8 protein-coding genes are annotated in these 16,404 nt (G+C 63.5%); 4 read left to right on the forward strand and 4 right to left on the reverse strand.

From position 1 onward, the window contains the following. Window positions 1–37: 37 nt before the first annotated feature. The 3 genes from PBT88_RS16615 to PBT88_RS16625 are packed head-to-tail and all read left to right on the forward strand — an operon-like array spanning window position 38 to window position 6,074. Entirely contained in the window at window positions 38–1,252 is a 1,215-nt protein-coding gene (locus PBT88_RS16615) for a DUF6361 family protein (protein ID WP_270076421.1), read from the forward strand. Beyond that, on the forward strand, window positions 1,249–3,057 hold the full coding sequence (locus tag PBT88_RS16620; protein WP_270076422.1) for a phospholipase D family protein: 1,809 nt from the start codon (window positions 1,249–1,251) through the stop codon (window positions 3,055–3,057). Before PBT88_RS16615 ends, PBT88_RS16620 begins: the two co-directional genes overlap by 4 nt. Continuing rightward, the gene (locus PBT88_RS16625; protein WP_270076423.1) at window positions 3,054–6,074 is read left to right on the forward strand and encodes a DEAD/DEAH box helicase family protein; all 3,021 of its coding nucleotides are present in this window, start codon (window positions 3,054–3,056) and stop codon (window positions 6,072–6,074) included. The genes PBT88_RS16620 and PBT88_RS16625 overlap by 4 nt, the downstream gene beginning before the upstream one ends. 14 nt (window positions 6,075–6,088) lie before the next feature. Here the strand turns inward: PBT88_RS16625 and PBT88_RS16630 are convergent, their stop codons facing one another. Together PBT88_RS16630 and PBT88_RS16635 are read right to left on the reverse strand one after the other, a co-directional pair. Beyond that, on the reverse strand, window positions 6,089–7,165 hold the full coding sequence (locus PBT88_RS16630) for an alginate lyase family protein (RefSeq protein WP_270076424.1): 1,077 nt from the start codon (window positions 7,163–7,165) through the stop codon (window positions 6,089–6,091). A 160-nt stretch (window positions 7,166–7,325) separates the two neighbouring features. Further along, entirely contained in the window at window positions 7,326–10,091 is a 2,766-nt protein-coding gene (locus PBT88_RS16635) for a TonB-dependent receptor (protein WP_270076425.1), read from the reverse strand. Between the two features lie 446 nt (window positions 10,092–10,537). On the opposite strand from PBT88_RS16635, the gene PBT88_RS16640 reads away from it, so the two are divergent. Then, a complete protein-coding gene (locus PBT88_RS16640; RefSeq protein WP_270076426.1) occupies window positions 10,538–11,263 on the forward strand; it encodes a sensor histidine kinase in 726 nt (241 codons plus the stop codon). A gap of 278 nt (window positions 11,264–11,541) precedes the next feature. On the opposite strand, the gene PBT88_RS16645 is transcribed toward PBT88_RS16640, so the two are convergent. Both PBT88_RS16645 and PBT88_RS16650 read right to left on the reverse strand, forming a co-directional pair. Further along, on the reverse strand, window positions 11,542–11,853 hold the full coding sequence (locus tag PBT88_RS16645; protein WP_270076427.1) for a hypothetical protein: 312 nt from the start codon (window positions 11,851–11,853) through the stop codon (window positions 11,542–11,544). Between the two features lie 49 nt (window positions 11,854–11,902). Beyond that, window positions 11,903–16,399, reverse strand: a complete 4,497-nt coding sequence (locus PBT88_RS16650) for a hypothetical protein (protein ID WP_270076428.1) — start codon at window positions 16,397–16,399, stop codon at window positions 11,903–11,905. Window positions 16,400–16,404 lie beyond the last annotated feature (5 nt).

The raw sequence follows: 16,404 nt of genomic DNA on the forward strand, positions 1-16,404 counted from the left end.
CATCCGAGTCGCCGCGTTCTCCGGGGGGAGCAGTTGCTTGACGTCTTTTGGTTTCACGTTTCTGTCGCGGAAGGCCCTTGGGCAAGCAGAGCAGATGATGTTCGGCAACAATGCCGGAGTCCGCGATGAGGTCGGTTTCCTGATCGTCCACCAGCGTTATGCAGACCACCTCTTCCCAGGCACCTCGGTCCTGCACACACGGCTCCGTTACACGCTCCTCATCCCATGGATCTATCAGACCTTGCGGGCAAAGCGTCCGGTTCCAAAGGACTTCGCCCAAGCCTTCGTCGATCTAGAACATGCACTGACCGGCCGCCTCCAATTCAAGGACGGCGAAGGCGAGCCTGACGGCGTGATCGGCGGCGAGGTGTATCCTCGCGCCATCAGCCAGCCGCCCGCCTACGTCTATTGGACGGCGCTCGCAAAATGGGGGCTGATCGCCACGCGTCCCGATGGCCGCCCTTGGAGCCGCCCTGACATGGCCAGGCTGCTTTCGGCCGGCAGCAAACGGACGACGCACGATGACGACGGCAAGCCCCTGGAGACGAGTGCCTGGCCGATTACGGACTTGATCCCGGCGCCAATCGAATGGGACGATGGCGGCAAGCTGACATTGGAACTCTCTGGCCGAGAACGACAGTTCCTGGCGCGCAAGCTTCGCGCCGTGCGCTCGCCGCGCGATCCCAGCGAACCCTCCCTGCTGTCGAAGCTCGTCGGGCGCCCGCTGGACGAAGCCGTGCATTGCTGGAGCGCAGAGATCCTCGAGCTGGCGGGCAAAGATGCTGCTCGGTTGAGGCGGGCTGGACAAGCAGCAGCGCTCTCGGCCGTCGGCCGAGCTACCTACGCGGCTCTCGTCGAGGATTTGAAGGAGACGCGCGACAAGCGTCCCCAGGACAATCTGCATCGCTCCGCGCTCGGAGAGGTCGTCGACGAATGGGGCGCGGACGCCGCCGCGCTCGACTTCGACCAATTCCTCGATGATGTTGGCCACCTCCCCGCCCCTGTCGAAGCGGTTCTTCGCGAGACGTTGGCCTGGGTGCGCTCCAAAGCGAAGAGCCCGGCCTCGTTGCTCGGGGCCTACGAGCGGGCGGAGTATAGTCGCAAGAGCGACCGCGCGCGGCTGGCCAATAATCAATTTGGTGTCGATCGCCGCATGGAGTGGCAGGCGGGGAAGCATGGTTCCGCGGAACCGCTCCACTACCGCTGGGGAAACGTGAAGCGCCTTCTCCGGGATCTCGAGGGCGTCGCATGAAAGAGCGCCCACCCGCATGGCCGGGCCAGCCCTATCTCGACGAGCTTCGTCCAAAATCAGGCGAAAGCGTCCGTCTCGCGCTGTTCGCGACCTACTCGGTCGACCTTTCGGCGATCGCAGCGACGCTGCTCGCCCTTATTGGCCGCAATAACGAGAAAGGATCGGGCGCCGCGATCGACTTCGCGGAGGCGATAGACCAATTGCGCGACCGGGTCCGGATCATCATCCAGCGCGGGCGGATCGCGCGGCCGGTCGCACTCCCGAAGGTCGCAGGCATCCTCGATCAGTTCGTAGTCGAGCAGACTCATGATGAGCGGACCCGCAGCTGGCATCCCAAGATCGCGCTCGTCGCCTATGACGGTCCGAAAGGTCCTGCCGGCTGGAAGCTCTGGATCGGCAGCCGCAATCTCACCCGCTCCCAGGATCTCGAGGTGGGCGTGCTTCTCGAAGGTCATGCCAAGCGCGGTAAAGGTCGAGCGCGCCTTCAGGGCATCGGTTCGCTCGGCGTCAGCCTAGCCAATACGGCGCGACGGGGGGATGCCGTCGATATCGGCGAGACATTGGAGACCATTTGGTGGGATGCGCCGGACGGCTTCAAACTGTCCGCGCTGCTCGACGGGCTTGAGGAAGGCGTAGCACTCGACGCCCATCCGCCGGCGGGCAAGATCGACGGGCTGACGATCGTCAGCCCGTTTCTATCAGCGGATTTCCTGAAAATGGCGAGCCGCTGGGGAGCGGCGGATGAGCGGACGCTCGTCTCGTCGATGCCGGCGCTGGTAGACATGGCGAACCGGTCCGGTGCGCCGCTGGCCGGCTTCTCGCGCATCCTAGCGTATGCCGCGCCGGATGAGATGATCGAAGAGAAGGAGGCGGCAGTGCCCGATCAGTCAGCGGCGCAAGACGATGACACCGAGCCGCAGGCGCTGGCGCTCCACGCGAAGCTGGTGGTTTTTCACCAAGGCAATAAGTCGATCGTACGGATCGGCAGTGCCAATGCCACCCACCGTGCCTGGGGCGGCCAGAATTCCGAAGTGATGCTCGAACTCGAAGCCAGCGAGGCGTTCAATCCGGGCCTCGGCTTTCTGATCGGAAAGGCGACGCCGGTCACAATCGACGAGCTGATGCAGGCGCAACCGGTCGCCATCAGCGAGCGCGATGCGCTTGAGGAATCGCGTAAGGCGCTGATGGCATCCTGGGATCCGATCCTGCGGCGCAACGGTGATCACTTCGTGCTTGATGCTCAAACACCGCCGCAGCTCGCTGACCCGTGTCACCGACTGTCTGCGGGCCATGCCAATGGCGATCTTCTTCCCTGGCCGCAGACCGGGCTTCGGCTCGACCTTGGCGAAATCCCGTTGTCGGTCCAATCCGCGTTCATCCAGGTCCGCCTATCCCTTGCGGAGACCTCTGTGCGGTGGATGCAGCGGGTGCCTGTCGACCCCCCACTCGACGCGAAGCGCGACCTTGCGGCGCTGGCGAGCCATATGGGCCTTCGCGCCTTCCACGACTGGATGCGCGCAATGCTCGGCGGAGAGACCGTGCCGATCGGCGATGTCGCCTGGGATGAGGACGTGGGAGGGACGTCGAATGGACGCGAAGCGCTGGGCTACGCCCGGTTGACGCTCGAGGACATTCTCGCGGCATGGGCGCGCGACGACAAAGCATTCGCGCGGGCCGATAAACACTTCGCGCCCTATGTCGATGCGTTGCTTGCCCATGACGGGGCTCTCACCGCTGACGAAAAGCAAAGCCTGAAAGAACTTGCGCAGATCTGGGCGATGGCCCGGACGCAGCTTGCATCATGAGCGCTCTTCCCAAGCCCTTTCAGCAAGCGACGGTCGCGGCCGCGACAGCGGCGCTGACCGGCGCAAATCCGCTCCGACGCTTTCTCGTGGCGGACGAGGTCGGCCTTGGCAAAACCGTCGTCGCTCGCGACACGCTCGCGGCGCTCGCTCGCAAGGCACGTAAGTTCACGGTCTACTATATCTCGAGTGGCCATAAGGTCGCCGATCAGAACAAGGTCGAGCTGCTGCGATCCCTGGACGAGGATGCTGCCAAGAAGGCGCTTTCACAGGTCGATCGCGTAGGCCTCATACCGTTTGAAAAGAGGCGTGAGGGCAAGCTTCGGCTGTACGCTTTCACCCCTCAAACCTCCTTCTCCGGCACGAAGCGTCTCTACGGCGGCAAGGCGGTCGAGCGTGCCTTCATCAAGATGCTGCTGGACGAACTCTATCCCGGCCTGACGAGGGCGTTCTCTCCGGAGTTCATCGAGCACGGGGCTACGTCGGGCTGGGCCGGCGCGGTCGCTGAAGCCAGGGAGAATTTCGCGCACGCATCTGCAGCGTTCAAAGCGGCATATGGCCGAGCGCTGCGGCAGGAATTCGGGAAAGCCGCACGCGACGCAATCTTGCAGGCTGCGAACGATTCCAAGATCGCTGACGGGCACACGATCGGGCGGATGCGCAAGGCGCTGGCTCAGGCGTCGCTCGACGCAGCGACACCTGACCTTGTCATCCTCGATGAATTCCAATGCTACCGCGAATTGCTCGACGCGGGTGCAGACAATCCACTCGCCCGCCAGTTGCTCGAAGGGAAGGACGGCGCTTCTCCGCCCCCCATCCTGCTGCTTTCGGCGACGCCATATCGCTTCTACGCGGAACGATGGGAAACCGGCGCGGGGACTGCCCCCCATGTCGAGCTGTTCGACCTCATCGCATTCCTCGGAGGTGCCGATGTCCGTTCCAAAGCGGAAGCGCATTTTCGCCGCTTCGGCGACCTGCTGCATGTGATCGGGCGCCTCCCCGTCGACGGCCGTCAGCCTGCGATCGACGAGGCCCAGGGCATAAAGCAACAGCTGGAAGTTCTCCTCACGCCGCTGATGTCGCGGACCGAGCGCCCTGCGGCGCGTGAAACCACTGAACCTCCGCCCAAGCCCGTGCGGATCGAACCGCACGACCTGGACATCTATCGCCACTTCGCAGCGGCGGTGCCGAAGAATCTGAGAACCACCGCCATCGCATATTGGCTGTCGGTACCCTTGCCGGCCCAGGCACTGGGTGATCGTTATCAGATCACCCGCGGCCGGGAATTTCCTGCGACGCGCAGCGTCCCGCGCCTCGGTGTCAGCACCTGGTTCAAACCGCCCAAGGATGCCTGGGGCAGCGCCAAGCTGCGGGCGCTGGCCGATATCGTATCGACCGAAGCGCTCGCTCTGCCGTGGATGCGCCCTTCGCTTCCATGGTGGGATCCCGCCGGCCCCTGGGCGAGAATAGCGGAACCGCAGAAGATCCTGCTCTTCAGCCGATTCAAGGCAACGCCCCAAAGCGTAGCAGCGCTGGTGAGCCTCGAGGTCGAGCGAAGCTTGGTCGGCAAGAGCACCCTGCCCTACAAGAACGCCTGGAAGAAGCGTCACCTCAATCCCAAACCCAATCAGGGTCCGACGCTCGCACTGTTTCACCCAAGCCCGTTCCTGATCCGCGCCGTCGATCCGCTCGATGTGCGCGACGGGGCTTCGATCAGGCAGGTTCGGGCCCGCGCGAGGCAGCAGATCATCCGGTCGCTTCCATCTTCCATCGTCCCCGAGGCTCCCAATAAGCGCGATGCTCGTCGTCGGAAGCCGGCCTGGGCCGTGCTCGCTGCGATCGAACGCGCGCAACGGCAGCCTCATGCGCGCGAATTTGCCATGGTACAGAAGGACTGGAGATGGGTCGCGCCCAAGGAAGCGGCGCTCCAATCCCTCCTCACCCTTCGCGACGAGGCGGAGCCGATTACCTGGATCAGCAAGTGGGAACTCGATGCGCTGGTCGACATGGCGCTCGGCGCTCCGGGTAACGTCGCCGGCCGCGCGCTCTACCGCCATTTGCCGGAACTCTTCGATTATAGCGGCCGGCATTATCGCAAGCTGGCGCGCTTCTGCTGGACGAAGCTGCGCACCTACCTCGATCGTCCGGTCTTCTGGGCGGTGCTGCCGGGAGGCGACGCCACCGCGAAATATCAGCGCGCCTGCATCGAAGGCTGCCTCGAGGCGGTACTCGACGAGCATTTCTGGCTGCGCAAATCCAAGGTCGGGAGCACGGGCCTCATCGACGATCTTTCCGGAGCGCTGTCAGCCAACGTGGGTACGTTTGGCTTCAAAGGGCCGGCCACGAAGGACAAGGTTCGGATCCGCTGCCATGCCGCGGTGCCGTTCGGCGGCACCGAAAGCGAGACACAGCGTCAGGATCAAGGTGACGACAAACTGTCGCCTGCGCGCTCGGAAGAGATCCGCAGCGCCTTCAACACGCCCTTCTGGCCCTATGTCCTTGCAACCACCTCGGTCGGACAGGAGGGGCTCGATTTCCACAGCTGGTGCGATCAATTGGGCCATTGGGATCTTTGTTCGAGTCCGGTCGATCTGGAACAGCGCGAGGGCCGAGTGCAGCGCTTCGGTGGTCTCACCGTCCGACGCCCGCTGGCCGCCAAGCTCGGAGAAGGCGCCTTGGCGCAAGCACGGCGTGATCTGACCTCCCCCTGGGACGCGATCGCAGCAAGTGCCAATCTAGCGTTCAAGGACGACGAAACCGGCCTCACGCCCTGGTGGACCTTGCCCGGCGCTGAGCTCAAGCGTCACCTGTTCGCTCTCCCGCAAAGCCGTGACATCGACCGATTTGCCAGGCTGAAGACCCAACGCCTGCTCTACCGGGTGGCGCTTGGGCAGCCCGACCAGGAGGATCTGGTCGAACTTCTGACGGACAACGATCCCGAAGCGGTCCGGCTGCTGCAAGGCTTGAGCCTGAACCTTTCGGCCTTTGCGCATCGCAAGCCTACCAGCCAACCGACCTGACGGACGCCAGCCTCTTACCCGCTCGCGCTGGACCTTGCCTTCAGGAAATATCGCAACTCGGCCTCCGGAGACGCCACATAGCGTGAGCCCCAGGCATCGCGGGCCCGCCGCGATAATTCCTCGAGCTCGTCGGTACGGGACGCGGTCCCGTTATAGGGCCAGGGCTGCTGGCTTCGTCCCGCTTCGATCAGGAAGTTTGTCGTCCGCCGAAGGCTGCGACCATCGACGCGCTTGTTCCAGAGCCTGACGCCCACGCATCGTCCGAGATCGGCGACGTCATAGGCGGCCTGAAGCGCGAAGATCGAATAGTGGAACGGCTGCTCGCGGCTGAGCTCTTTCGGAAGCCCTCCCCAGCGCGTGAACTGCGCAAGCATCCGGCGCTTCGGGAAGGCGGCCGCGATCCGCCTCGCACGGTCCGGTTGGCGCGCGAACAGAGCGAATTGCATGACCTGGGCATCGTACCAGAGCGCGTGGTTGTTATCCTTCGCGCCTTCGCGCTTGCCGCGCGGGCTGGTCTGCAGCCAATCGACATAGGCGCCGAACCAGCGTTCGAGATCGGCCTGCATGCCGGCATCGATCTCGCCCGATGGCCCGAGAAGACCGATCGCCTCGACCACAGGCATCAGCCGTGTGGTCTCGATGATGCCTTCCGGCCGCCCGTTGGCTCGACCAAGGACCGCCTGTCCGAACTCGACATTGGGCTTCATCCGGGTTTCCGGATCGACGAACCAGGTCCTCAGCAGCGACGCGGCGTGCCGCGCATACCGGCTGTCCTCGGAGAAGTAATAGGCCAGCGCCAGCGTCTCGACATCGGCGCTCATCCGCGAAAGCGAGGAGAGGTCATAGTCCGCCGTCGCCCGCTCAGGGTTCACGCTGCCGTCCTTGCGAACATAGGGCCTGCCACCGGGCACAGCGGGATTTGGCCACCAGTAAGGCGCGATGCTCATATAGTCGTGGAGGTCGCCTGAAGGCGGCACACTGCCCTTCTCCACTACGCTTGGCGGCGGACGATCGAGTGCGGCATCCGCGCGCGCAAGCAGTCCGCGATAGGCGGTGCCGGCATCGCCATCGCGGAAAGCCGCCTCCTTCATTCGAGCCATCGCCTCTGGCCTGAGCAGGAAGGTTCGACGGTCGCCGAAGCCGCCAGCATAGCCCTGAGCGGCTTCGCATACGGCTGCCCCTGACGCGTGCGCGAGCGGCGCCCCCGACACCAGCAGCAGAAAAGAAGCAGCGAAGCCTGTGCCGGCTCGCCTAGAAGCGAAACTGCACGCCGGCATAATATTGCGGTCCGCTGTCGCTAACCTCCGCGATGCTATCGCTGCCTCCTTTGACAAAGACATCCTTAGTCCCGGTCACATTCATTGCCTGCAGCTTCAGCCGCACATTTTGTGAGAGCTGATATTGCGCGGATAGGTTCAGATAGCCCGCGCCCTGAACGCTGCGGTTCGTACCACCATTCGGCTTCGGATAGGCCGAACGGTACCGGTAGTTGGCACGCAGCGATAGCCCTGCCCGCTCCCAATAAACGGTGCCGCTTGCGACATAGCGCGAGAGGCCAGGAAGATTAGCGGGATCGAGATAGGCGGCAAGCGCCGAGGTGTCGGGATATTGAAAATTCGCCTCGGCAATGTTGAGCGATCCGATCACGCCAAGTCCACTCAGTAGGCCGGGCGCCCAGGTCAGCGCGTGCGAGCCCGACAGCTCTATCCCGTAGAGGTGCCGCAGCTCCTGATCGTTGGCGGGCGCGATCAGATTGACCGAATAATCACGCAGCCCCGCCGAGCGGCCATCGACGATCGTGTTCACGCTGATCACGGTCGGGATCGGGGCCACGCCGGAAATGACGGTGCCGCGCAGCCATTTTCCGTAGATCGCAGCGGAGAACACCGTGTCGCGCGCCAGATAGAATTCGAGGCTCGCATCCGCGTTCCACCCGCGCAGCGGCTTCAGCGACGGATTGCCGCTGGTCGCGTTGAACGTCACGCTGTCCGCACCGCCCGGCCCAGCGGTCGGATTGAGGTTGATCCCTGCGCCGAAGGACTCGATTCCAGTCCTTGCAAGCGCGCGGTAGAGCGCGAGCCGCAACTTCGTCTTGAATGAGAGATCGAGCGCGATGTTCGCGCTAGGCAGCCAGTAGCGATAGGAGCCGCCCAGATGCTCCGTCGCGATCGAGCCCGTCGGATCAGCCGAGACGGTATAATTGTCGGCAGCGCTGTCGATGGTGACGACGAACGGCAGCCGGTAGCCGATCGAGGAGATCGAGGTCTGCACGTAGCGGACCCCGATATTGCCGCTGAACGGTGTCGAGCCGACCGAACCGGCGAAGTTCGCCATCGCATAGAAGGCCGTGATCCGTTCACGCACATTAATGTCGCTTGGGTCGCGGCGATCGCTGGGGAACGGCAACGCCGTGTCGCTGCCGGCGAAAGACCTGAAGAGGCAGGCATCGTCGAACGTCGCCCAACTCATGAGCGTGCCGGTCGAGGGGAAAAAGCTCGAGGACGGGAATGACGTCCGGCAGGCCAGATTGGCGCCGTTGATGATGTCGGCGACCGATTTGCCGCCGGATGGGACGAGCGTGTTGAGATCGTTATTGGCGTTCTGCGCCAGCGTGCGATGCTGCTCCGAATAGCGGCCGCCGATCTTGATCGACGTCACGAAACCATCGAGCGCATATTCGACGTCGAGCCTGCCGGCATAGATATCGTCATGGCGGTCGGTCACGAGCCGGTTGCGCGCATAAACGGCGGTCGCTGCCGTGTTGTCGAAATTGGCGGGATCGGTCACGTCGAAAGTGTTGAACGTGACCGCCGGCACGAGCGGGCTGTTTCGATAGTCGAGCGTGTATCCGACGCGGGTGTTCGAGCGCATCCGGGTCTGCCGCTGGCTCTCGGTGCGATGCGACTGCGACAGGCTTGCGTCGCCCTCGATCGTCCAGCGGCCGGGCGTCCAGCGAACGGTGGTCCCGACGCCGAGATAGGTCTCGTCCCGCTCTCGCAGTTCGAGCTGATCCTCAAGGAAGGAATTGCCCGAAAAGGCGATCAATGCACCCTTCGACCACCCATTGGTGCCGTCGCCGATGAGAATGGGCGAGATGCCCCGCAACCCTTCGGTGATCTGGAGGACGTTCCGGTTCTCGGTGGAATTGCGGCGGGAATATTGCGCGTCGACATCGATATCGAGGTTCGCGGCCGGCTTCCATTCGAGCGTGCCGAAGGCGGCGTTCCGCAGTTCGTGCGTCTGTTGCTCGCGGAAACTCCGCGATTGCGTGGCGTAATAGGTCTGGCCGACCTTCTCTCCCACCCCAGCTCGCGGCACTGTCGCGTTGGCGCAGTTAGTACCGGCGCCCGCAGCCGCGAGCTGCGGCGGTGTTCCGCTCACCAACGTCCCGTTGGAGGCCGCCGTGGTGCAGGGCACGAAGTTCGCGTTGCCGTTGTAATAGTCTTCGGGTGCCGCACTGTCCTGCCGTCGGAGACCGATCGAGATGCCGATATCACCAAGCCCGGTATGGAATTGGTCGAGATAGGTGATGTCCGCCCGGTAGCCGAGGCCATTGCGCCCGCGGATTGCCGCGTCCTTCGGGAAGTAGGAACCGAGGATCTCGCCGGTCAGGCGGGAGCCCTTGGCCTCAAGCGGCCGCGCGGTGCGCAGGTCGATGACGCCGCCGATGCCGCCTTCGAGGAAATCAGCCCGCTGCGTCTTGTAGACCATGACCCCGCTGATCAGCTCCGACGGGAACTGCTGGAAGCTCACTGACCGATCGATGCCCGCTGCCGAGGCCTCTCGGCCGTTGATCGTCATGAAATTAAGCGTCGGCCCAAGGCCCCGGACCGTTGGATCGTTGGCATTGCCCTTGAAGCGATCGCCGGTCACGCCGGGGATGCGCTCCAGCGTGTCCGCCACGGAATTGTCGGGCAGTGCGCCGATCTCGTCATCAACAATGCCATCGGCGATCACGGTCGCCCGCCGCTTGACCTCGATCGAGCTGCGCTGCTCTTGCCGCGCGCCGGTGACCACGATGTCATCGGAGGAGTTCGTTTGATTCTCGGTGCGTGTCGATTGGTCGAGCGCCTGCGCCTTCGCAGGGTCGGTTACCAGACTAGCGAAGAGCAGACAGCACAGGCTGCAAGAACGAAGTGGCGCGGCAGCGACCACTGGAATCCTTCCCCCAAAACACGTTCTACCCCTGTAACGGGTTTAGCGCGAATGGGGTGTGCTGGCAGCACCCTTTCGGGGGGTAGCCAAATATTGTCTCTGACACGCCACGTACGACGCCCAAAACCTTGGTTTGGGGCGGATCCTACCAACGGTTGGTCGAAGGCGACCAGGTGTTGGAATGGTGAATCCTGGTGTCTTCCTGCATTGCTCAGGGACGGACCCTGGGGAATCGCATGCAACACTATTCGACAGCGGCAAGAGATCAGACCCGATCAAGGTTCCGCTTCGCTTCGGGAAATCAGGCTATGCCCAGTAGCAATGTCATTGCTCTGCAGGACCAGATCGCGACCCTCGAGAGCGCTTTGCACCGCAAGGCCGTCGATATGGCGACCGCCGGCCACGACCTGCGTCAGCCCCTGCAGATCATGCTGGGCGCGATCGAGAAGATGGCGCCCGATTGCCGGGAGGAGCAGGCTCGTTTCTGGCTATCGGCAGCACGCGATGCGGGTCTCAGGCTCACTAAGGGGCTGACCGAACTAGCGCTGGCGGCAGAGACGCGCACCACTACCATCGAACTGCGCGACCTATCACTAGCGGCGATCTTCGATCGCCTTGAAGCCGATTGGGCGCCGCTCGCCTGGGAAAAAGGGCTTCGCTTGAGCTTCGTGAGGCCGAATTGCTTAGTTCAGAGCAACGCGACAATGCTCCTGACGATCCTGTCCAACCTCATCGGCAATGCGATTAAGCACACTGCCGCGGGCGGCGTGGTGGTCGGATGCCGTAGGATCGGCTCTTCCTACGCCATCGATGTCACTGACACCGGGCCGGGAACTGAAAAGGACACTCAGGAACGGATGTTCGACGCCTTTCATCAGGGTGACGCGTCGCGCGAGGGTTTGGGTCTTGGCCTCTGGCTCGTCGCCCAATCGTGCCGCACGCTGGGCCATCGCGTCGAGGCGAAGTCGCGCACGGGCTGGGGATCGCGCTTCCGTCTGATCATGAGCGGACCACACCTTAGCCGCTTCGAGTGAGTCCAATTTCAAGGCTGCTCTACGCATCCACGGTCACTACATGAGACAGCAATTGGGACGAAGCCGCCGTTCCCGCTGGGCGCTCTAACGTCCGGTCCTCCTAGAACCCGACTTTCGCCATCGTGGCCTTTCGCCTTCTGAATGAGAAAGTTGTCGTCGCGATCGATGTGTCGCGTGTGGTGCCCGTATAAAAGAAGCGACAAGCGGCACGCGCGAAGACTTGGGTCAAGAAGGCGGCTCTTCCGAGAAAGCGAAACGCAGGATAGAAGCGCTACTGCCTACCGGACCTCCACACGAGCAATCCAGTCAACGCCGACCCGAGCCTGTGCGACCTCGATGCCGGCCAGCGTGGCTTTGATTACGCGGAAACCGTCGGTTTGCTCAGTCGCGATGAAACCTTCCTTTTCCAGCCGATCGAGCAACACGCTCAGGTCGCGATGGGAGGGGCCAAGGCCAATGGTCCCTAACCAGTGATAGTATAGCTGGTCATTGCCCACCCCATGCTTTTCCAAGCCTACGAGAATTTCGCGGGCCTGCAGGGACTCGCGAATGGCGACGAAAGGATCGGTCTGGTTCGATTGTTTGGTCATAGGGCCTAGAAAAAGTAGAAAACGGAGGTGCCGCGGCAGATGACGTCGGCTAATCCGCTTTGGCCATAACATTCGATGTTACTTGATATAAGCGGACTTTCTCCTGCCGCATCGGTCGCTCTGGGCGATGGTCCTCGGCCCAGGCCTCAACCAGAACGTCTTCGCCGTTCTGCCAAAACACCCCGTTCCAGCGTCGCTGCGGACCTGCATTCTCCTTGGCGTCGGGCCACGCACCGCGCTCTCCGATGCCCACCCAAAGAGGCGTTACGCCTCGTGCCTCCAGCACTGCTTCGAGCGCGCCACGCCGCACGAGGCAAAAGGAGTTACGGTCGCCCGTACTCGATACGATGATCTGCTGGCCATCGGCGGCAACCCACACTCCTGGAAGGTTGGGATCAGCCTGGATGTTGAGTTCTGTCAATAACCAAGGGCTTGGGACATGCATGGAAAGGCCTGAGGGCAGCGTCGCATCGAGATGATGCTCCCAGCGATATTGTCGGCAAAACCGTAGATAGCGGGCTTCAGCCGATTGGATCCCGTCCGAATCAACCCATTCTGCATCGGGCCAGGTGCTGCGCACGCCTGCTTCATAGACATAGGGACCATCGGTCAGGTCGCCCCACATCATCCAGTCGTGGTGGAAGTCGGCCCAGGCGCGGCTCATCTGCCGGGCGAACCGCACTTCCTGCCCGGCTTCGATGCCGACCATCATCAGGAAGTGGAAGTCGTTTAGTCTGAACGGCGCGCCGCCCATGCGATCGACGCCCGGATGGCGCGTCTTGCTGTCCGTATACCGGTAAAGGGTGAGCCAGTCGCCGTCCGACACATCACCGCACAGTCCCAGCGACAGCCTTTCACGCGGGATTTCGTTGTCGATTACCCAGGAAGGCATATCTTCCGTCGCGACCTTGTCGATCGTGATGTGTGGAACGGCCGGGATCGATGTTGGGGCGTAGCCGGTATCTTCATCTTCGATCGGTCGCACGGTGGGTTCGATGTCACGCAGAAACGGCAGGTTGGTCGGCACATCGTATGCGCGGGCTTCGAGCGGTCCCCATTCCGGTGCGAGCCAGACATTGTCCGCCAGTCGCGCGAGCAGTTCGTGGAACGCGATCCACTGATACTTCTTCCCGATCCGCTCGATCCGGGCATGGGGCGCAGTATCGCTCCCGGCGCCATAGTCGCGTGGAAACCGTTTGCTCGACCAGCCGAGCCTGATGGCCCGGCGGGCGATCCAGAGTCGCGCCTGCTGATGATCGACGAGCGGAAGCTCCTTGCCGATGCCGGACCAGCCTTTCCGGCCCTTGAGGTGCGGGAGGACATCTTCGTCATAGGCCCGTGTCGCTCGGACGCCGAGCAACTGGCGTAGATGACGATCGGCGTGCGCAAATGTCTCACTCTTATCGCCGCCGCCATTCTGTCCGGAGCGCGGCGCGGTAAGCTCGACGAGTTCGAGGAGAATCTCCTTCATCTCGTCCCCGGCGATCCACCTCGCCTTGAATGCTTCAAAGGCTTCCGACAGGCGCATCGGCCTTGGCCGCGACAGCGGAATGCTGGTGAACTCACGAATCCGCGACTTGATGACCTTCTCGCCGAAATCGCCAGCGAAGCCGAAGCATGAATCCGCGATGTGGCGGTCGCCAACGGCCTCGGCTTCCGCTTCCACCTTCGCCTTGTCCAACCCGAAGCGCGGCGCTCTGCTGCCATAGGGAGGACGGCATCTGGCGATATCGCACCCTTCCGGAAGCACATTCCTGTCGAGCGCCAGTTCGATCACCAGGCGGCCATAATCGCGGCCGAGTACGTGCAAGGGAATGGACGCTCCGGAAAAGACATGCCGCCAGATCGCGTCAGCGGCGATTGCCACACGGTCCGCCTGGGGATCGCGCAGGCATGCGCCGGCCACGGCGGCCAGTACGCGTTCCACGACATAGGGATCATCGACCCCGGCGAAGCGCTCGACGAACGGCGCCGCGGCACCCGGATGGCGCATCAGGATTTCGGTGGCCGCTTTCGTGGCACGATCCCGAAGCGTCCTATTCGACGAGGTCAGAATCCATCCCAACGTCGACAGCGCCAGCCGCACCGTCTGGTTGTTCGCGGTGTCCGGCCCTTGACCCAGACCCCAGCTGGCAAGCCGATAGGCGGTGCCGCGCTGGTCGATCTCGCCGTTCACCCGCTGCGTCCAGAAGGCATCCCGTTCGGGCAGGGGGCGTCGCACGAGGTTCCGATGCAGCATGTCACCGTTCCAGGGATGCCCCTCGACCGCCGAAAGTTCGATCAGAAGGTCCAATGGGGTTGCTTGCCAGCTCAGCCGATTCAACAACTCGACCGTGCGGTCGCTGAAAGAACCGTGCTGGCGCCAGCGCACGCTCTCGACGAACGCCGCCTGGATTGAAGTGCGCCCCCACCATCGCTCCACGCCGCCGGGAAGGTGATCGACAATTTCGGTCCGCCACTCATCGGCGAATACGACACCGAGGGCGTCGAAGACGCCGCGCCACTCGTCCTCGATACCCCAGCGACCGAGCATGAAAGCGAACGAAGCGTCCTCTTCGAAGGGCGCCCCAGGCTCGCGCATGCCTTGCGTCAGGCTCTTGGCGACGAGTTGGTCCTGGATGCGCTGGAACGCGAAGCGCAGGACATCCTCCTGCACGTCGAGCGGGTCGGCCTCGGCCTCCTCGTCATAGGGCGTTGGATCGTATCGCAGCAGTCCGCGCAGGTGCAGCAGGTCCAGCCAGCCCATGCCATTGGGGGTCTGATAGCTCGCAAAGGCTGCGTCCAGGAGGCATGCCGCCGCTCGGCGCTCGATATAGTCGACGCGGCCGTCCGCCATGGCGCCGGCGATGTCGAGCAGCCCCCTGGTCAGTGGAGCGACAAGCTCCGCGCTACCGTCATATATCGTCCCCAGCGTTGTAGCGGCGGCGTCGAGGTAGAATCGAAGCATCTCGCGCGATCCGCGCAGTCCCAATGGGAACTGGGTCTTGCCCTGTTGCTGGAGCGCGACGCAGGTAGTGCGCAGGAACAGCGGATTGATGAATTCGGGGGGGAGCCAAGGGGACGCCGGCCGCGTGATACCCCGCCGGTCCATATAGACCACGGCGCCCCGTTCGCGTTCCTCTTCCGTCTCGAAACCCGCGATGACGATCTCGGCCGCATGCTGCCTTGACGAGGCGGTGAACACGCGCTCGGAATATACGTCCCGGCAGGAGACGCAGAGCGCAAGACGGGGGTTCGCCCGAACCTGCGCCGCAAAGCCTGCGAGACGATTGCGCCAATACTGCGCCCCACCGCCCTCGTTGAGCGCGTCGATACAGATGAGCGCGCGCGTTCCACGGGCCGCGGCTGCGGCGCCCAAAGCGCCGAGCAGTTTCTCGGTCGTCATCCCCGGCAGCTCCAGCCGCCTCGCAATTTCGACGCCGGGCTCGTCGCCATGCCGGAAGTCGGTGCCGAGCAGCATGATCGCCGGTTCGCCGGCGTCGAGGGCGACGCCTACTTCCCGCGCCATGAGATGGGACTTGCCGCTTCCCGCCTCGCCCTCGACGATCGCAAACCGGGACTGGTCCGCTTCCTGGAAGGTGCCCTCGAGCCGATCTCGCAAATCGATCAGCGCCTCGTCCATCTGGTCGAGGCGCTCCCGTAGCCTACGCAGACCGAAGCTGTCACGATCTGGCCTGTCTTCATCGTAGAGTATGGGGCCAGCCTGCCCAATGGCGTCGATCGCGGCCTCGCACGCATCCAGCCAGTCTTGCAGGGGAAAGGCCTCTTCGCCTTGCAGTGGCTGCCCGGCAATCGTCTCGAGGCGATGCATCGCCAGCGCGAGGGCGGTGTACCATGGCGCGTCCGGCGTTCCCTCGCCGGGATCATCGGGCAGAAGCTCCGCCAGTGCTGCAAGCGGCTGCCGGTAGCCACCGCGCCAATCGGCGCTGCCGCGCAGCGCCTGGAACAGCTGGCTTGCGCCGACATCGACATGGTCCTCGGGATGATAGCGTTCGTCGAGCGCGGCAACGGTCCGCTCAAATTGCTCGCGAAACCATGTTTCCGACAGCTCCCGCTCGCCGAACCAATATTCGCGCAAACCTGCTGCACGCGGGTCGGCGAGCATGCGCTCGATCTGGCTGCCGCCCAGGAAGTCGACCGTGAACGGCCTATCTCCGGCAGCTTCCTTCCAGCCCGGGAGCCGCTGATTCCATTTCTGGCGCGCCGAAGTGCCGCGCTGATGCCTGACATCGGTCAGGTCGCACGGCATGCCGACAGTGATGCGCGTCATCGCTGCGTGCGTGGAGATCGCAGTCAGGATCGACCCGTTGAGGGCCGTCCAGTTTATATCGCCCGCTTCCTCGTGGAATTTCGCCTGGTAGCCCTCTTCGGTGCCGTCCTCCAGCACCCAATAGGCCTCGACGCCGCCGTCACCGCCCGCGCCTTCGATGGGCCGGAACTCGGTCGCACGCGCCGGTGGGATTACCTCCGCAAGATGTCGCAGCAGGCGCTCGAACGAGCCCCTTTGGCCGTCCACACTCCCACGCAGCTGTCTGAAGCTGAGCATTCCTG

Origin of the sequence: Sphingomonas abietis (assembly GCF_027625475.1) — a bacterium.
In the GTDB taxonomy this organism is placed as follows: Bacteria; Pseudomonadota; Alphaproteobacteria; order Sphingomonadales; family Sphingomonadaceae; genus Solisphingomonas; species Solisphingomonas abietis.